This is a genomic window from Streptomyces sp. NPDC107581 (assembly GCF_055657175.1).
Genome location: NZ_JBVKBH010000013.1, coordinates 195,709 through 213,036 on the forward strand (window position 1 = coordinate 195,709; position 17,328 = coordinate 213,036).

Genomic DNA, 17,328 nt, shown 5'->3' on the forward strand with positions numbered 1-17,328 from the left:
CGGCACGGCGACCTGGACATTGCCGAGGTCGGCGAGCAGCTCGGAGAACCGGTCCGGGTGGACGAGCGCCCGGCTCACCCGCGCGTCCAGGCGCAGCAGCGGGCCGTGGACGACGACCTGCCAGGTGATCAGGGCGAGGAGAAGGGCCGGGAGGCCGAGGAGCAGGACACGGCGGGCTGTGGTCGACACGGGCCCCAGCTTCGCAGGTGCGGGCCCGGAGGGAGAGCAAGGCCGCCAGGGGGAGAGCGCGCGAGGAGGGGGGAAGGCCGCCGGGGCGGAGGGCCCGTCGAGCGCAGAAAAGGAGGTCGGCCGCCCCGGAACAGGGGGGGTGGTTCCGAGGCGGCCGTCCGGACCGGGACGTCGCACGCCCCGGGGGGTTTGGGGCGGCGACCGTCCGATCGGTGAGGAGATCCCGGAGCCGTCAGGCCCCGGTTGTGTGCGCGAGGGCACGACCAGGTCGAAGCTGGGGAGGCCCCGGCCTGAGACCGTCCACAGTCCCCTGTGGACGGGGTGTATCTCTCATCTGGGTAGAACCTACGGCAGCCCGAGGCGCTTGGGCAGACGGAATCGCGTCCCGTCATCCACCCCGCACACCTTCTTCACACCGCCTGCCGCAGGTGCCCTTCAGAGGTACGGACCACGAGGCACAGGCCTCGCTCAGATGCGCGAAAAGGCCTGCTCGATGATGTCGAGGCCCTCGTTCAGCAGGTCGTCGCCGATGACCAGCGGAGGCAGGAAGCGCAGCACGTTGCCGTAGGTGCCGCAGGTCAGGACCAGCAGGCCCTCCTGGTGGCAGGCCTTGGCGAGCGCGGCGGTCGCCTCGGGGTTCGGCTCCTTGGTGGCGCGATCCTTGACCAGCTCGATGGCGATCATGGCGCCGCGGCCACGGATGTCGCCGATGATGTCGAACTTCTCGGCCATGGCGCCGAGGCGGGACTTCATGACCGCCTCGATGTTCTTCGCCTTGGCGTTGAGGTCCAGCTCCTTCATGGTCTCGATGGCGCCGAGCGCACCGGCGCAGGCGACCGGGTTGCCGCCGTAGGTGCCGCCCAGGCCGCCCGCGTGCGCGGCGTCCATGATCTCGGCGCGGCCGGTGACGGCGGCCAGCGGCAGACCGCCGGCGATGCCCTTGGCGGTGGTGATCAGGTCCGGGACGATGCCCTCGTCCTCGCACGCGAACCACTGGCCGGTGCGGCAGAAGCCGGACTGGATCTCGTCGGCCACGAACACGATGCCGTTGTCCTTGGCGAACTGGCTGATCGCCGGCAGGAAGCCCTTGGCCGGCTCGATGAAGCCGCCCTCACCGAGCACCGGCTCGATGATGATCGCGGCCACGTTGTCCGGGCCGACCTGCTTGGTGATCTGGTCGATGGCCATCTTGGCGGCCTCGGGGCCCGCGTTCTCCGGACCGGTCGGCCAGCGGTAGGCGTAGGCGACCGGGACGCGGTAGACCTCGGGCGCGAAGGGACCGAAGCCGTGCTTGTACGGCATGTTCTTGGCGGTCAGCGCCATGGTGAGGTTGGTACGGCCGTGGTAGCCGTGGTCGAAGACGACGACCGCCTGGCGCTTGGTGTACGCACGCGCGATCTTGACGGCGTTCTCGACGGCCTCGGCGCCGGAGTTGAACAGCGCGGACTTCTTGGCGTGGTCACCCGGGGTCAGCTCGGCGAGGGCCTCGGCGACCTCCACGTAGCCCTCGTACGGGGTGACCATGAAACAGGTGTGGGTGAAGTCGGCCAGCTGGGCGCTCGCGCGGCGTACGACGGCCTCGGCGGAGGCGCCGACGGAGGTCACGGCGATGCCGGAGCCGAAGTCGATGAGGCGGTTGCCGTCGACGTCCTCGATGATGCCGCCGCCCGCACGCGCGGTGAAGACGGGCAGCACCGAGCCCACGCCCTGCGCGACCGCGGCGAGGCGGCGGGCCTGCAGCTCCTGCGACTTCGGTCCGGGAATGGCGGTGACGACGCGGCGCTCCTGCGGAAGTGCGGTCATGCGGGGCTCCTGGGGTATTACGGACGCTTACCTTCTTTTTCGCAGGCTAAGGCGGGGTGTGAGGGGTGGGCATGCTCCATGTGGGCGTTGTCGGGGACGCCGGTTGTCCGCCGTGGACATAGCAGCGGGCGGCGCGTGCGCCCAGACGGGCCGTCCTCTCGGCCGCGTAAGCAGTGAACTCCCCTTGCCGGCGCGTTAGATTGGCTCGCTGACGGTGGACGGAACGGCTGGTCAAGGGGCAGGCTCGATGGACTCGGACGGCACGCAGGACACACGCGGCACGCGGCGGCACGGCGTGCCGCGGCCCTCCGCGCCGCCGAGCGGTACGGGCCGTGAGGCCGGCCCGCCGCCGTCGGGACCCGCCGCGTATCCACCGGCCCCGGCCCTCCCGCCGCGTCCCGCCCACCAGCCCGGTACGGGCCAGCCCGGGGCACCGGGCACGGACGCCGGCGGCCTGCTGGCCTGGCTGCTCACCCCGCGCGCCGCGGCCGAGCCGGGGCTGTGGCGCTACGGGTACCGTCCCCGCCGCGAGGACGCGCCCGACCGGGTGTCCGACCGCGCGCTGCTGGCCGGGGCGGTCGGCGCACTGCTCGCCGCGCTCCTCGTGTGGTCGCTGTGGGCCAACAACCTGGTCCCCCACAAGAACATCCTGCTCGAACTGGTGACGCCGTCCGACTGGTGGACACCGCTGTCGGAGCCCCGTGCGGCGCTCACGGCACGGGCCGTCTACGACAGCCTCTTCGCCACCCTGGTGCTCTACTACTTCGGGCGGGTCGGCAACTGGAAAGAGCTGGCACAGCGGTACGTGATCGCCCGTCCGCAGCCCTCCCGCGCGGTGCGCGCCGCCGCGCTCGGGGCGCTGGTCGTCTGGCTGGTCGTCTGGCGCGAACTGCTGCCGTACGAGCGGCTCGCCGTCAGCCTGACCCCGTCCGACTGGCTCTTCGGGCCCACCGACGTGAGCACCGTGCACCGGCTGCGCGTGTTCAACACGCTGCTCACCCTGCTGGGCCTGTGGCCGTTCGCCGTGCTGGGCGGCTGGCGGGGGCTGCTGCGCGCACGGCGCCGCCCCGAGGAGGGGTCCCACACGTCCCAGGAGGCCGTCGCCGAGACCCCGGCCGACTGGCCCGAGCTGCGCTCCCTCGGGCAGCACACGGCGGCCGACCGGCTGGCGGAGGAGGTGCGCACCGGCCGGATGAACGACGTGGACTGCGCACGCATCCGCCGCGCCTGGACCTCCGTGGTGGCCCACCCCTCGCGCCTGGACGCCTTCGGCTCGGCGGTGCTCCGGGAGGGCGCGCTCGCCTGTGCGCACCCGTCGGGGCAGCGTGACCTGCCCGCCCGCACCGCCGTCCACGACCTGCTGACCTCCCAGGTGCGCATCGGCCGGTACGCGGACGCCGAACGCACGCCGCCGGCCCGCCGGGACGTGGGCGCCGCCGTCGACCCGGGCACGCTGGGCACCTCCCTGCTGGCCGTGGGCCCCTCGGGCGCGGGCAAGACCGACCGCCTGGTGCGGCCCGTCGCCGAGTCCCTCGCGCTCCAGGCGCTGGCCGGGCAGGCGGCGCTCGTCGTCGTGTCCGCCGCCGGAACCGCGCTCGGGGCCGACCAGGGCTACGACATCGTGGTGCGGCCGGGGGACCAGGCGTCGGTGTACGACCTCGACCTGTACGGAGGCTCGGACGACCCGGACGAGGCCGCCGCGCTCCTCGCGGACGCCCTCGTGGGAGACCTGGGCGAGGTCGACCTGCGCCGGGCGGGGACCGTGCTGGCCCAGCTGCTGGGCCCCTTCCGGGCCGCCCACGGGCGGTTCCCGTCCGTCGGTGAGCTGCGGGAACTCCTGGACGGGGCGCCCTCGGCGCTGGACGGGCTGAGGGCACTGCTGGACCCCGAGACGCACCCGGCCCTGCACCGGGAACTCGACGCCCGCGCACGGCAGGCGGGCCTGCCCGGGGACCCGGGGGTCGTGCTCGCCGACCGGATCGCCTGCCTCGACCGCCCGGCCTTCACGGGCTTCTTCGACACCTCCCCGGACGCGCGGCCCTTCACCCTGCGCTCCCTCGACCACCCGCTGCGGGTCAGGGTCGACCTGCCGGAGCGCGCGCACCCCGAGGCCGCCCGGCTGCTGACCCGGCTGCTGCTGGTCCAGTTCACGGCCGCGATGACCGCCCGCCGGGACCGGTCCCTGTTCGCCTGCCTCGTCCTGGACGACGCCACGCACGCGATCACCGCCGAATCCGTGCGCTCCCTGCGGCGCCTGCGGCAGAACAACGCCGGCGTCGTGCTGAACCTCAGGGCCCTGGGCGACGTACCGGAGCAACTGCGTCAGCCGCTGCTCGCCGCGGTCGGCTGCCATGTCGCCTTCTCGGGCGTCACCACCTGGGAGGGCGCCCAGTTCGCGCAGGTGTGGGGCACCGAGTGGGTGGAGACCACCGAGGTCGCCAAGCACACGGTGTTCGCGGACCAGCCGCTGACCCGGATGATCCACGCCGTGCGGAAGCTGGGCACGGGCAAGCCGGTCACCACGGACGCCGTGACGGTGCGGAAGGTCGAACGCGAGCGCTGGTCGGCCTCCGAACTGGCGCACGGGGTGCCGCCGGGGCACGCGGTGCTGTCGCTGACGACTGTGCAGGGGGAGCACGCTCCGCCGCTGCTGGTGGACCTGCGGGGCTGAGGCCCGGCCGGCCGTACGGGGCCCATCACGGACCGTACGCTGCGACCACGCGTGAGACCTCGCGGCGCGACCTTGCGTGCGACCTCCCGGTGCGACCGCGACCTTGCGGTGAGACCGGGACCCTGCGGCGGGAGCTTGCGTGAGGCCGCGGGATGAGACCTTGCGTGAGGCCGCGCGGTGAGACCTTGCGTGCGACCGTACGGGGAGAGGGACCGTGCGGGGAGAGGGACCGTACGGGGAGGCAGAATCGGCATAGGCTGTTCATACGCGGCGGCCAAATGATCACGATGATCACCGGATCTCCGTGACCTGCTGTTCCGCTTCTCCCCCTGAAGGCCTCATGCCCCCGACGCTCGCCTCGCTCGTCCACCACTCCGCGCTCAAGCTGACCGTGCGGGCCGGCGAGGACCGTCTCGACGTGCCCGTCCGCTGGGCGCACGTGAGCGAGCTGGCCGACCCCGTGCCCTACATGGAGGGCGGCGAGCTGCTGCTGATCACCGCGCTCAAGCTGGACGCGGAGGATCCGGAGGCGATGCGGCGGTACGTGAAGCGGCTGGCCGGTGCCGGCGTCGTCGGGCTCGGCTTCGCGGTCGGCGTGAACTACGAGCAGATCCCCGAGGCCCTCGTCGTCGCCGCCGAGGAGGAGGGGCTGCCGCTGCTGGAGGTGCCCCGCCGCACCCCCTTCCTCGCCATCAGCAAGGCCGTGTCCGCCGCCATCGCCGCGGACCAGTACCGGGCGGTCACGGCGGGCTTCGCCGCCCAGCGCGAGCTGACCAGGCAGGCCCTGAACGCCGGCCCCGAAGGCCTGCTCGCCGCGCTCGCCGCTCAGGTCGACGGGTGGGCGGCGCTGTACGACGCCTCGGGCGCCGTGGTCGCCACCGCACCGGAATGGGCCGGCCGCCGGGCCGCCCGGCTCACCGCCGAGGTCGAACGGCTCCGGGAGCGGCCCGCACCCGCCTCCTCGGTGGTGGGCGGACCCGACAACGAGGACCGGGTGGAGCTGCACTCCCTGGGGACCGGCCGGCGCCCGCGCGCCGCGCTCGCCGTCGGTACGGCCGCCGCCCTCGGCACCGCCGAGCGGTACGCCGTCCATTCCGCGATCGCCCTGCTCACCCTCACCACCGAACGCTCCCGCTCCCTGCACGCGGCCGAGCAGCGGCTCGGCGCGGCGGTGCTGCGCATGCTGCTAGCCGGCGAGCCGGACCATGCCCGGGCCGTCGCCGGGGACCTGTACGGCGGGCTGCTCGACGCGCCTTTCCGGATCATCGTCGCGGAGTCGGTGCCCGGCCCGGCCGCGCGGGGCCGGGCGGAGGCGGACGGCGATGCGCTGGCCGGGATCGCGGAGGCCGCGGAGTCGGCGGCGGCCCGTGCCGGGGAGGCCGTGCTGGTCGTACCCGAGGGGGAGCGGCTGGTGGTGCTGGCCGCGGACGAGGGTGCGGCGGTGGCCGGGTGTGCCGCGTACGCGGCGACGCTGGAGACCGCGCGGGCGGTGCCCGAGCAGGCTGCCGGGGAGGAGGACGAACTGGTCGTAGGCCTGTCCGCGCCCGTCGGACCGATCGCCGCGGCCGCGGCCTACAAGCAGGCCGAGCAGGCGCTGTCGGTGGCACGGCGGCGAGGACGGGTGCTGGTGGAGCACGAGCAGCTCGCGGCGGGGTCCGTGCTGCCGCTGCTGGCCGACGACGCGGTGAAGGCGTTCGCCGACGGGCTGCTGCGGGCCCTGCACGAGCACGACGCGACGGGGCGCGGGGATCTGGTCGCCTCCCTGCGGGCCTGGCTCTCCCGTCACGGCCAGTGGGACGCGGCGGCGGCCGACCTCGGAGTCCATCGGCACACGCTGCGGTACCGGATGCGGCGGGTGGAGGAGATCCTCGGACGTTCCCTGGACGACCCGGACGTCCGGATGGAGCTGTGGCTGGCGCTGAAGGCGACCTCGCCGGAGTAGCCGTCCCGGACGGCTCCGTGAGCCGGGGGAGGGAGCCCGTCCGGAGCCCGAGGTCCGGGCGGACATGCGGACAGGCGCACGGGCGGGCGGGCGAACATGCCCCGTGCGGTGCTGATCTCAGCGGAACAGGCGGACGGGCGGACAGGCGCACGGGCGCCAGGAGGGCCGCCTCGGCCGGGCACCACGCCAAACCGGCGCATCCCCGTCCGCCATCAGTACGACTCGGACAAGCGACCCCCGCCCGCCCCCGCCCTACCGTGGACCACGAACCGTAAGAACACCCCCCAACGCGGAAGGGCCGGGACTCCCTATGACTTCCACCCACGCCTTCTGGCTCGCCGGCCGCCAGGTCACCGGCGAGGACACCTTCGACGTCACCTCCCCGTGGGACGGCCGGCTCGTCGGCAAGGTCAGCGTGCCGACCGACGCCCAGGTCGAGGAGGCCGTGGCCGCCGCGTACGCCGTGCGGGACGAGTTCGCCGCCACCCCGGCGCACGTCCGCGCCGCCGCCCTCGACCACGTCAGCAAGCGCCTGGTCGAGCGCACCGAGGAGATAGCCCAGCTGATCTCCGCCGAGAACGGCAAGCCGATCAAGTGGGCCCGCGGCGAGGTCGGCCGCGCGGTCTCCGTCTTCCGGTTCGCGGCCGAGGAGGCCCGCCGCTTCAACGGCGGCGAGGCCCAGCGCCTCGACACCGACGCCGGCGGCCAGGGCCGCCTGGCGCTGACCCGCCGCTTCCCGAAGGGCGTCGTCCTCGGCATCGCGCCGTTCAACTTCCCGCTGAACCTGTGCGCCCACAAGATCGCCCCGGCCATCGCCGCCGGTGCGCCGATCATCCTGAAGCCGGCTCCGGCCACCCCGCTCTCCGGCCTCGTCATCGGCGACCTGCTCGCCGAGACCGAGCTGCCCGCCGGCTCCTGGTCGATCCTCCCGGTCTCCAACGACCGCATGCCCGCCCTCGTCCAGGACGAGCGCCTGCCGGTGATCTCCTTCACCGGTTCCGAGAAGGTCGGCTACGCGATCATGGACTCGGTGCCGCGCAAGCACTGCACCCTGGAGCTGGGCGGCAACGGCGCGGCCGTCGTCCTCGGCGACTTCGCGAGCGACGCCGACCTGGACTGGGCCGCGACCCGCATCGCGACCTTCTCCAACTACCAGGGCGGCCAGTCCTGCATCTCCGTGCAGCGGGTCATCGCGGACGCGTCCGTGTACGACCGCCTGCTGCCGCGCATCGTCGCCGCCGTCGAGGCCCAGGTCACCGGCGACCCGGGCGACGCCAAGACCGACGTCGGCCCGCTGGTCAGCGAGGACGCCGCCAAGCGTGTCGAGTCCTGGGTGGACGAGGCCGTCGCCGCGGGCGCCAAGCTGCTCACCGGCGGCAAGCGCGAGGCCGCCTCCTACGCGCCGACCGTGCTCACCGAGGTGCCGGCCGACACGACGATCTCCTGCGAGGAGGTCTTCGGGCCCGTCCTGACCGTGCAGAAGGTGGACGGCGAGGCCGAGGCCTTCGCCGCCGTCAACTCCTCCAAGTACGGCCTCCAGGCGGGTGTGTTCACCCACGACCTGCAGGTCGCCTTCCGCGCCCACCGCGCGCTGGAGGTCGGCGGTGTCGTCGTCGGCGACGTTCCGTCCTACCGCGCCGACCAGATGCCGTACGGCGGCGCCAAGCAGTCCGGTGTGGGCCGCGAGGGCGTGAAGTTCGCGATGGACGACTACACATACGAGCGCGTGCTGGTCCTCACCGGTCTCGCGCTCTGACCTGCCACGGACAGGTCAGCAGAACGGCCGCAGCCCACTGTGCGGGGGCTGCGGCCGTTCGTGTGTGCGGGCGCCCGCGGGCCGGTGGGCCATTCGGGTGAGGGGGGATCGATTCGGCGGGCCGGCGGCCGCAGCCGGTGGCGTGACCTGGGAAGGGAAACTCCCGCACGTCGCCGTTTCCTGTGAAGGGACACCCTTTCCATGCGTCTGAGCAAAGCCGTGGTCGCCGCCTTCGGCGCCCTCGCCCTGGTCCTGACCGTTCCGGCCTCAGCCTCCGCCGCGGAGGGCCGGTTCCAGTACGCCTACACCGGCCTGGACGGCACCCCGCGCATCGCGGTGCTGGAGAACCCGGCGAGCGGGGAGTGCATCACCCTGCCCGAGGTCGCGGACCCCGGCGCCAGTTCCCCGGCCCACTCCCCGCGCAACCGGACCGACGCGACCGCGGTGGTCTTCACCGGACCGGACTGCGACGGGGACTGGTTCTCGCTGCGCCCGCTCACCGGGTACGGCAGCGAGCGTCTGAAGCTCCGGTCGGTCCTCTTCAGCTGACGAGGGCCCGAGAGGGGCGCCGCCCGTCCGCCCGGTGCGGGAGGCGGGCGCCGCCCCGACGGATCGTGCACCCCGGGGTACGGACCGGGTAAAGGATTCGACATCGAAAGTTCAATACTCTTGTCCTGTGCATGACCCGCCCGATGAGATGCGCCCAGACCACTTTCGTCCGACTCCGGGCGTCTCAGGGCCACTCAGGGGAATTCATGCACATAGCCCGCACCGGGCGTGGCGTCGCGGCATCCGCGGCCGCCACCGCCGCCCTCGTCGCCGCCGCACTGGCGACCACCTCGCAGGCCGGCGCCACCGCTGCCGCGCCCGCCGCCGTACCGCACACCAAGGCGGTTCCGGCCGTCGTCGGCCACAACCTGGTCCACGGTGTGTCCAGCCCGCTCTCCAGCGAGCAGTGCCAGGCCAAGTGGCACATCAACTGCTACACCCCGCTCCAGTACCGCACCGCGTACGACCTCAACCCGCTGTACCGCAAGGGCATCACGGGCAAGGGCCGCACCATCGTCATCGTCGACTCGTTCGGTTCCCCGACCGTCCAGCACGACCTCGACGTCTACAGCAAGCAGTTCGGGCTGCCCAGCACCAAGGTCAAGGTGGTCAAGTGGGGTCACGTCCCCGCCTTCGACCCCAAGAACTCCGAGATGACCGGCTGGGCCGGCGAGACCGCGCTGGACGTCGAGATGGCCCACGCCATGGCGCCCGGTGCCAAGATCGTCCTGGTGGAGACGGCCGTCTCCGAGACCGAGGGAACCACCGGTCTGCCCGAGATGATGTCCGCCGAGAAGCACCTCATCGACCAGGGCGTCGGCGACGTCATCACCCAGAGCTTCGGCGCCACCGAGAACACCTTCCCCGGTTTCGGCAGGGGCGACTTCACCAGCATCAAGAAGCTGCGCTACGCCTTCCAGGACGCGGACCGCAAGCACGTGACCGTCCTCGCCTCCTCCGGCGACGGCGGCGCCACCGACATGCAGGCGGACGGCAAGAACTACTACAAGAAGCGCGTCAACTCCTGGCCGTCCTCGGACCCGCTGGTCACCTCGATCGGCGGCACCCAGCTCCACCTGAACGACAAGGGCGAGCGCGTCAAGCCGGACAGCGTCTACAACGACTACGGCGCGGGCGGCGGCGGCCAGTCCCACGTCTTCTCCCGGCCCGCCTTCCAGAACGGCGTGAAGAACGTCGTCGGCGCCCGCCGCGGCACCCCGGACATCTCGATGGCCGCCGCGGTCAACGGCGGCGCCTGGGTCTACTCCAGCTACGACCCGACCGCCATCGGCTGGGACGTCTCCGGCGGCACCAGCGAGGCGAGCCCGCTCTTCTCGGGCGTCGTCGCCCTCGCCGACCAGGCGGCCGGACACCGGCTGGGCAACATCAACGCGGCGCTGTACAGCCTGTCCAAGCACCGGGGCACCGGCATCGTCGACGTCAACGACGGCACGGACAACAGCTACGAGCACGTCACCGGCTACAAGGCCGTCAACGGCTACGACATGGCCACCGGCGTGGGCACGGTGGACGCCCTGCGCTTCGTACCGGCTCTCGTGAAGGCGAGCCGCCACGGCTGACGCGGCGCTGCCGCTCCGGGGACGCGGTCCCCGACAGTCATGACGCCGACGGCCCGGGTCGCACACCCCGGGCCGTCGGCCTGTGCGTCTGCCGGCTTGTGCGTCTGCCGACCTGTGTGCCTGTCGGCTTGTGCACCTGCCGGCCTGTGCGCCTGCCGGCTGGTGCGCCTGTCCGCCCGTACCCCGTAACCTGGGCCGCCGCCATCCGTTGCGTCCGGCATGGGCGAACTTCTGGATCCCGCATTCGGCGCGCCGGAGCTCTGCGAGCCGCGTCTGCCGCTCTTCACCCTGTCCGAGGCGCACGAGCTGCTGGACGTCCTGCAGCACTTCGGTGCGACCGACCATGACTGGGGGGCGCAGGCCCGGCACTTCGCAGCCGAACTCGCCGTCCGCATCCCCTCGCACGACGCCTGACGACGCCTGACGACGGCTGCGCGGCGCGACCCGGAGCCTGCCGGGTTGCCGGGTTCAGCAGTCGACGAGGAGGTGGCGGGGGCCGCGCAGCATGGCGTTGGTCCGGTAGGGGGGCGGGTCCTGCGCCAGGGTCGCGGCGCCGAGGCGGGGGAGCAGCGCGCCGAGTGCGGTCTGGGCCTCGGTGCGGGCGAGCGGTGCGCCGAAGCAGATGTGGACACCGCTGCAGAAGCCGAGATGCTCGTTGTCCGGGCGGGCGGGGTCGAAGAGGTCCGCGTCGGGGAACCGCTTCGGGTCACGGCTGCCCGACGCCAGCACGAGGATCACGGTCGCGCCCTTGGGAAGGGTGGTGCCCGCGAAGTCCACGTCGGCGAGGGGGAATCGCTCCCGCATGTGGACCGGGGGCTCGTAGCGCAGCAGTTCCTCCACCGCACGCGGCATCAGATCGGGTTCCCGGCGCAGCCGGTCCAGCTGCTCGGGCCGGCGCAGCAGGGTGAGCACACCGTTGGTGATCAGGTTGACCGTGGTCTCGTGTCCGGCGATGAGCAGGAGTATCGCCGTCTCCGCCAGTTCCTCGGGGGTCAGCCGCAGGGCGGCGTCGGGTTCGTTGATGAACGCGGAGAGCATGTCGTCCGTCGGCCGGCCGTGGCGCTGCTGGGCGAGGCCCAGCAGATACTGGCCCATCTCCTGCTGGGCCTGGAGGGCCGCCTTCTGCGGCTGCCTGCTCGCCTCGTCGGCTCCGATGTCGGCGCCCGCGACGAGGGTGTCCGTCCACGCCCGGAACAGCGGCTCGTCCTCGTGCGGGACACCGAGCAGCCGGCAGATGACCGTGACGGGCAGGGGGTAGGCGAAATCGTCGACGATGTCGATCTGCTTGCGGTCCCGGAGCGACTCCAGCAGTTCCTCGGTGATCCGGGTGATCTCGCCGCGCATGGCGTCGACCCGGCCGGGGCTGTGCGGCGGGCCGAACGGCCGCATGGCGAGCGTCCGCAGCCTGTGGTGCTCGGGGTCGTCCAGCCGCAGGAACGGCAGCCTCCGTGGTTCCTCGGACGGCGCCGCGTCCGGGACGCTGCGGTTGCGGGGATCCACGCTGATCCGCGGGTTGTGCAGCAGGGCGACGATCTCGTGGTAGGTGCCGACCAGATAGCTGCCGTCCCGCTGCGGCACCACAGGACCGGCCTCCCGGAGCTCCGTGTACAGCGGCCAGGGGTCGGGGCGGTTGGCGTAGTCGGTGATCCGCTCCAGCAGGGTGTCGGCGGTCATGGCGGGACTCCTCGTGGACGGGCGGGGCGGTGGGTCACCCGGTGGGCCGCGTCATGACCAGTCGGCGGTCCGGCAGGTGACCGGTGAGCGCGACGGTGGGACCGTGGGAGAGCACGCTCGGATCCGGCACATCGGAAGGGATCGGGACTTCGGCCGCCGGGGGACGGTCCGAGGCGCCGGCCGCGGGCGGGAACGGCGCGGCGGTCTCGATCAGGTCCTGGTAGTACTCCAGCGACTTGGCCATGTCGACCGTGACCGCGGCGGTCACGCGGCCGCGGTAGCCGTAGACCATGGCCAGACGGCGAGCCTCCAGCGAGCCCTGGGCGATGACCACGTGGTCGGAGAAGGTGGGGACGCCCACCGATTTGATGTTGAGCCCGAACTGGCTCGACCAGAACGTGGGGACCGCGAGGTGCGGGCGCCGCAGCGCTTCCGGACTGACCATGTTGTGGGCGGCCACCTCGGCCTGCTCCACCGCATTGCGCCAGTGTTCGAGCGACAACAGCTGGTAGTCGAACAAGGGGTGCGGGAAGCGCGAGACGTCACCGGCCACGAAGACGTTGTCGGTGACGAGCCCGTACATGGTGAAGGCGCGGCATCCGGCGTCGCAGGCGACCCCGCGAGGGCCGGCGGCCAGCCCGGACTCCGCCAGCCATTCGACGTTGCGTACCGCCCCCATGGCGACGACGCACACGTCCGCGTCGATCCGGCTGCCGTCGGACAGGTCCGCGCCGGTGAAGCGGCCGTTCCCGCGCAGCGCGGTGACCTTGACCCCGCAGCGCAGGTCCACGCCGTGGTTGCGGTGCATGACGGCGGCGAGCTTCCCCAGCGTCCCGCCCAGCGCGCCCACCAGCGGTGCCGGGCCGAGCTCGGTGACCGTGACCTCCAGACCGCGCTCCCGGCAGGCCGAGGCGATCTCCGAGCCGGTGAAGCCGGCACCGATCACCAGCACCCGGCGCGGTCCGGCAGCCAGGCGTTCGGCCAGCAGCTCCGCGTCGTCGCTGGTGCGCAGGGTGAACACTCCGTCCAGGGCCGACTCCTCCTGATTCGGCCACGGCCGCGCCCGTGTCCCGGTGGTGATCAGCACCCGGTCGTAGGGCAGCGGCTCCCCGTCGGCCAGCAGCACCCGCTTGCCCGCCATGTCCAGTCCGGTGGCACGCACTCCCAGCCGCCACTCCGCTTCCGGGTCACGGCGCATCGGCAGCCCGGTGCTGTGCGCCGGGATCTTGCCGAACAGCACCTGCTTGGACAGCGGCGGACGGTCGTACGGCGGGTGGGGCTCGTCCCCGACGATGGTCAGGGAGCCGGTGAAGCCTTCCTCGCGCAGCTTCTCGGCGGCCCGCAGCCCTGCCAGCGAAGCGCCGACGACGACGATCCGGCCCTCCCGAAGGTCATCGGGCACCGGGGTTCACCTCCTCGCCCAGCAGAATGGCCTGGACCGGACAGGCCGCCGCGGCCTGACGCACGCGTTCGTGCTGTTCGTCGGGGACTCCCGGGTGGTACAGCAGGGACTCCTCGCCGTGCAGCGCGAACATCTCCGGCGCATGGAACACGCATTGTGCATAGCCCTGGCAACGGGCGAGGTCCACCAGGATCTGCATCACTGGTCACTCCCTCCGGCACACCCGGTTCTCTTTCCTTTCTAGTCCGGGACAGGGCCGAGCGCGCGTTGGGCCGGGACGGCGCGGGTCCGCCGCGGCGGACCCTGTCGCCTTGATGTGTACACGCGAGAGATGCGGAGCGTGTCCGCCGGTCGGCCCCCGGTGTCCCCGGGGTTGCCCGTCGAAGGAGGGTCCGGACCTGCAGGGCGAGAATGATGGCGAACACGCCTGCGGGAAAGCGTAGTTGACCCGGAGGGGCGCTGCTGTCGCGCGCGATTGGCTCCGGCGGCCGCGGGGTAGGCCGGGATGCAATGGAGAGGAGAGCCGATGTTCCGATGGCGTGAACATGTAATCCTGCGGGGCTTGCCGCACAACTCGAGAGGGCCGTGATCCGGTCCGAGGGCCCCGACAAGCCCGTGCCCCGACGTCCATGAGGGAGGCGGTGGCCCATCGGCCGCCACAACTCCCCTGAACCTCTCAAGGATGTGATTGTGCATTAGCGCATGAGACGCGGAGAAAAGAAAAAATGGCCGAACACGGTTCGTCGGATGGCACGCAGAACAAGTTCGTAGTTGCCGTCATCGCCGAGGGTTCGATCATCCTCGGACAGTTCGCAGCCTTCCTGTTCCATCAGCTCGGCGGCAGCCTGACCGCCGTCGCCACGGCTGGAGGCAGCACCCTCGTCGCGAGCTTCACCCTCGGTGTGACCGGCGCAAGGGCAGCGGGCTACATCCGGAACACGAGCCCCGAGTGAGCGAAGGGCCCCGGAATCCGCCATCCTCCGGGGCCCTTCCCCCGGTCGGCCCGGGCACCGGCGGGCCGCCCTGCACACGGAGGACCTCCCAGCACCTCGACGGCTGTGCCCCGGCCCGCGACGGCCGAGATGTCCACCGATCGGACCGCGAGGGGTGGTGGGGTCGGCCCGTTTCGGGTACCAACGATCCAGTAGCACTGTTCGGTAACGAACGGCCCCCATCATCCTCTTCGCGGCGAGGTGAGCCTCAATGTCCGCCCCCACCACCCAACGCACCAACGTCACCGAGCGCGAGGCCCGTCAGGTGGCGGAGGCCGCCCGGGAACAGGACTGGCGCAAGCCCAGCTTCGCCAAGGAGCTGTTCCTCGGACGCTTCCGGCTCGACCTCATCCACCCCCACCCGCTCCCGGACCCGGAGAGCGTGCGGCGCGGAGAGGAGTTCCTCGCCGGGCTGCGCGAGTTCTGCGAGACGACGATCGACTCCGCCCGCATCGAGCGCGAGGCGCGCATCCCCGACGAGGTCGTCGCGGGCCTGAAGGGACTCGGCGCCCTCGGCATGAAGATCGACCCCAAGTACGGCGGTCTCGGCCTCACCCAGCTGTACTACAACAAGGCCCTCGCCCTGGTCGGCTCCGTGAGCCCCGCGGTCGGCGCCCTGCTCTCCGCCCACCAGTCGATCGGCGTGCCGCAGCCGCTGAAGCTCTTCGGCACCCAGGAGCAGAAGGACGCCTTCCTGCCCCGCTGCGCCCGCACCGACATCTCCGCCTTCCTGCTCACCGAGCCGGACGTGGGCTCCGACCCGGCCCGCCTCGCGACGACCGCCGTCCCGGACGGCGACCACTACGTCCTCGACGGAGTGAAGCTGTGGACCACCAACGGGGTGGTCGCCGACCTGCTCGTCGTCATGGCGCGCGTACCGAAGTCCGAGGGACACAAGGGCGGCATCACCGCCTTCGTGGTGGAGGCCGGCTCCGAGGGCATCACCGTCGAGAACCGCAATGCCTTCATGGGCCTGCGCGGCATCGAGAACGGCGTCACCCGCTTCCACCAGGTGCGGGTCCCGGCAGCCCACCGCATCGGCCCGGAGGGCGCCGGTCTGAAGATCGCGCTCACCACCCTCAACACCGGCCGGCTGTCGCTGCCCGCGATGTGCGCCGGTGCCGGCAAGTGGTGTCTGAAGATCGCCCGCGAGTGGGCCGCCGAGCGGGAGCAGTGGGGCAAGCCGGTCGCGCTGCACGAGGCCGTCGGCTCCAAGATCAGCTTCATCGCGGCCACCACCTTCGCGCTGGAGGCCGTGCTCGACCTGTCCTCGCAGATGGCCGACGAGGACCGCAACGACATCCGCATCGAGGCCGCCCTCGCCAAGCTCTACGGCTCCGAGATGGCCTGGCTCATGGCCGACGAACTCGTGCAGATCCGCGGCGGCCGCGGCTATGAGACGGCCGAGTCGCTCAAGGCGCGCGGCGAACGGCCCGTCCCGGCCGAGCAGATCCTTCGCGACCTGCGCATCAACCGCATCTTCGAGGGCTCGACGGAGATCATGCACCTCCTCATCGCCCGCGAGGCCGTCGACGCCCACCTCTCGGTCGCCGGTGACCTCATCGACCCCGACAAGTCCCTGTCGGACAAGGCGAAGGCGGGCGCGAACGCGGGTGTCTTCTACGCCAAGTGGCTGCCGAAGCTGGTCGCGGGACCCGGTCAACTGCCGTCCTCGTACCACGAGTTCAAGCATGAGACGGACCTGTCCGGGCATCTGCGTTACGTGGAGCGGCACGCCCGCAAGCTGGCCCGCTCCACCTTCTACGCCATGTCCCGCTGGCAGGGCCGGATGGAGACCAAGCAGGGCTTCCTCGGGCGGATCGTGGACATCGGCGCCGAGCTGTTCGCGATGAGCGCGGCCTGTGTGCGGGCCGAACGGCTGCGCGGCGAGGGCGAGCACGGCCGTGAGGCCTACCGGCTCGCCGACGCCTTCTGCCGCCAGTCCCGCATCCGCGTCGAGGAGCTCTTCACCCGCCTGTGGTCCAACACCGACGACGTGGACCGCGCGGTGGTCAAGGGAGTCCTCGACGGGGCCTACACCTGGCTGGAGGAAGGGGTCATCGACCCCTCGGGCGAGGGTCCGTGGATCGCCGACGCGACCCCCGGACCGTCCGCGCACGAGAACGCGCGCCGCCCGTTCGGAGCCTAGGCGGCTCCCCGCGGACCGGGGCTGCCGGGGCTCACGCGCCCCAGGTGCCCTGGTCCGCGGCGCAGTTCCAGCCCGAACCCTTCAGGGTGAACTTCACCTTGTAGGAGCGGGTGTTGAGCAGGTGCGTGGGAACCCGCACGCCGAGGCCGGCCTTCTTCTTGAGCGTCGTCGTGTACACGGACACCGTCTTCGACGTGTTCTTGGTGACCTTGCCGCCCGTGGGCCTGGCCTTGCCGAAGCGGATGTTCTTGACGTCGGTGACGGTGAACGTGACCTTCTTGAAGCTCTGACCGGTGCTCTTGTTCTTGATCCCGAAGTAGAGTCCGCCGTTGGTCACCCAGCCGTGCGAGTCGACGTAGAAGCGGCTCGGATAGACGAGGTCGACCGGGCAGCCGCTGCGCTGCGGTGCCCGGGTCGCGGCCGACGCGGCCGTTCCGAGACCGAGTTGAGCTGCTGTGACGAGTCCTGCCGTGGCCAGGACGGCGGTGGTCGTGCGGATGCGGTTCATCGTGGTGGCTCCTCCCCCTTTGGGGCCCTGTTTGACGGGCCGAACAGGAAGGATGCCATCCCGGGCGGCCGAAGGCGCGCGATTTGCCGCAGTGTTGGGCCGTCGCTCCGCGC

13 protein-coding genes are annotated in these 17,328 nt (G+C 72.0%); 8 read left to right on the plus strand and 5 right to left on the minus strand.

The annotated features are described in order from the left end of the window. Positions 1–657 precede the first annotated feature (657 nt). Entirely contained in the window at positions 658–1,992 is a 1,335-nt protein-coding gene (gene gabT / locus ACZ7P3_RS30125) for a 4-aminobutyrate--2-oxoglutarate transaminase (RefSeq protein ID WP_472086409.1), read from the minus strand. 247 nt (positions 1,993–2,239) lie between these two features. Here gabT and ACZ7P3_RS30130 point away from each other — a divergent pair, with 247 nt between their 5' ends. The 6 genes from ACZ7P3_RS30130 to ACZ7P3_RS30155 all read left to right on the plus strand — a co-directional run bounded on the left by ACZ7P3_RS30130 (position 2,240) and on the right by ACZ7P3_RS30155 (position 10,904). Continuing rightward, positions 2,240–4,663, plus strand: a complete 2,424-nt coding sequence (locus ACZ7P3_RS30130) for an ATP/GTP-binding protein (protein ID WP_472086411.1) — start codon at positions 2,240–2,242, stop codon at positions 4,661–4,663. 340 nt (positions 4,664–5,003) lie between these two features. After that, the gene (locus ACZ7P3_RS30135) at positions 5,004–6,605 is read left to right on the plus strand and encodes a PucR family transcriptional regulator (RefSeq protein ID WP_472086412.1); all 1,602 of its coding nucleotides are present in this window, start codon (positions 5,004–5,006) and stop codon (positions 6,603–6,605) included. A 310-nt stretch (positions 6,606–6,915) separates the two neighbouring features. Further along, positions 6,916–8,361: an aldehyde dehydrogenase family protein gene (locus tag ACZ7P3_RS30140; protein WP_472086413.1), complete on the plus strand. Its 1,446-nt coding sequence runs from the start codon at positions 6,916–6,918 to the stop codon at positions 8,359–8,361. Positions 8,362–8,562: 201 nt separating this feature from the next. Continuing rightward, complete coding sequence (locus ACZ7P3_RS30145; protein WP_472086414.1) at positions 8,563–8,910, plus strand: hypothetical protein; 348 nt, start codon at positions 8,563–8,565, stop codon at positions 8,908–8,910. Positions 8,911–9,116: 206 nt separating this feature from the next. Further along, a complete protein-coding gene (locus ACZ7P3_RS30150; RefSeq protein ID WP_472086416.1) occupies positions 9,117–10,490 on the plus strand; it encodes a S53 family peptidase in 1,374 nt (457 codons plus the stop codon). A gap of 219 nt (positions 10,491–10,709) precedes the next feature. Next, positions 10,710–10,904 (plus strand): hypothetical protein, encoded by a 195-nt coding sequence (locus tag ACZ7P3_RS30155; protein WP_472086417.1) that lies wholly within the window; start codon positions 10,710–10,712, stop codon positions 10,902–10,904. A 54-nt stretch (positions 10,905–10,958) separates the two neighbouring features. Here ACZ7P3_RS30155 and ACZ7P3_RS30160 read toward each other — a convergent pair whose 3' ends face one another. Genes ACZ7P3_RS30160 through ACZ7P3_RS30170 form a run of 3 tightly spaced genes read right to left on the minus strand, consistent with a single transcriptional unit; the run spans position 10,959 to position 13,765 of the window. Then, positions 10,959–12,164 (minus strand): cytochrome P450, encoded by a 1,206-nt coding sequence (locus ACZ7P3_RS30160; protein ID WP_472086418.1) that lies wholly within the window; start codon positions 12,162–12,164, stop codon positions 10,959–10,961. A gap of 34 nt (positions 12,165–12,198) precedes the next feature. Further along, positions 12,199–13,566, minus strand: coding sequence for an NAD(P)/FAD-dependent oxidoreductase (locus ACZ7P3_RS30165; RefSeq protein WP_472086419.1), 1,368 nt, complete (start codon positions 13,564–13,566; stop codon positions 12,199–12,201). Further along, positions 13,556–13,765, minus strand: coding sequence for a ferredoxin (locus ACZ7P3_RS30170; RefSeq protein WP_472086421.1), 210 nt, complete (start codon positions 13,763–13,765; stop codon positions 13,556–13,558). The genes ACZ7P3_RS30165 and ACZ7P3_RS30170 overlap by 11 nt, the downstream gene beginning before the upstream one ends. A gap of 526 nt (positions 13,766–14,291) precedes the next feature. Between ACZ7P3_RS30170 and ACZ7P3_RS30175 the strand changes: the two genes are divergently transcribed. Next, a complete protein-coding gene (locus ACZ7P3_RS30175) occupies positions 14,292–14,519 on the plus strand; it encodes a hypothetical protein (RefSeq protein ID WP_472086422.1) in 228 nt (75 codons plus the stop codon). A gap of 250 nt (positions 14,520–14,769) precedes the next feature. Continuing rightward, a complete protein-coding gene (locus tag ACZ7P3_RS30180) occupies positions 14,770–16,707 on the plus strand; it encodes an acyl-CoA dehydrogenase family protein (RefSeq protein ID WP_472086423.1) in 1,938 nt (645 codons plus the stop codon). A gap of 31 nt (positions 16,708–16,738) precedes the next feature. Here ACZ7P3_RS30180 and ACZ7P3_RS30185 read toward each other — a convergent pair whose 3' ends face one another. Beyond that, on the minus strand, positions 16,739–17,215 hold the full coding sequence (locus ACZ7P3_RS30185; RefSeq protein ID WP_472086425.1) for a hypothetical protein: 477 nt from the start codon (positions 17,213–17,215) through the stop codon (positions 16,739–16,741). Positions 17,216–17,328: the final 113 nt, after the last annotated feature.

What these genes read in the sequence shown, in the direction of transcription:
- ACZ7P3_RS30135 (WP_472086412.1), top strand. Translation starts at nt 5,004, where the DNA reads ATGCCCCCGACGCTCGCCTCGCTCGTCCACCACTCCGCGCTCAAGCTG.
- ACZ7P3_RS30180 (WP_472086423.1), top strand. Translation starts at nt 14,770, where the DNA reads ATGTCCGCCCCCACCACCCAACGCACCAACGTCACCGAGCGCGAGGCC.
- ACZ7P3_RS30130 (WP_472086411.1), top strand. Translation starts at nt 2,240, where the DNA reads ATGGACTCGGACGGCACGCAGGACACACGCGGCACGCGGCGGCACGGC.
- gabT (WP_472086409.1), bottom strand. Translation starts at nt 1,992, where the DNA reads ATGACCGCACTTCCGCAGGAGCGCCGCGTCGTCACCGCCATTCCCGGA.
- ACZ7P3_RS30185 (WP_472086425.1), bottom strand. Translation starts at nt 17,215, where the DNA reads ATGAACCGCATCCGCACGACCACCGCCGTCCTGGCCACGGCAGGACTC.
- ACZ7P3_RS30140 (WP_472086413.1), top strand. Translation starts at nt 6,916, where the DNA reads ATGACTTCCACCCACGCCTTCTGGCTCGCCGGCCGCCAGGTCACCGGC.
- ACZ7P3_RS30170 (WP_472086421.1), bottom strand. Translation starts at nt 13,765, where the DNA reads ATGCAGATCCTGGTGGACCTCGCCCGTTGCCAGGGCTATGCACAATGC.
- ACZ7P3_RS30175 (WP_472086422.1), top strand. Translation starts at nt 14,292, where the DNA reads ATGGCCGAACACGGTTCGTCGGATGGCACGCAGAACAAGTTCGTAGTT.
- ACZ7P3_RS30150 (WP_472086416.1), top strand. Translation starts at nt 9,117, where the DNA reads ATGCACATAGCCCGCACCGGGCGTGGCGTCGCGGCATCCGCGGCCGCC.
- ACZ7P3_RS30145 (WP_472086414.1), top strand. Translation starts at nt 8,563, where the DNA reads ATGCGTCTGAGCAAAGCCGTGGTCGCCGCCTTCGGCGCCCTCGCCCTG.
- ACZ7P3_RS30160 (WP_472086418.1), bottom strand. Translation starts at nt 12,164, where the DNA reads ATGACCGCCGACACCCTGCTGGAGCGGATCACCGACTACGCCAACCGC.
- ACZ7P3_RS30155 (WP_472086417.1), top strand. Translation starts at nt 10,710, where the DNA reads ATGGGCGAACTTCTGGATCCCGCATTCGGCGCGCCGGAGCTCTGCGAG.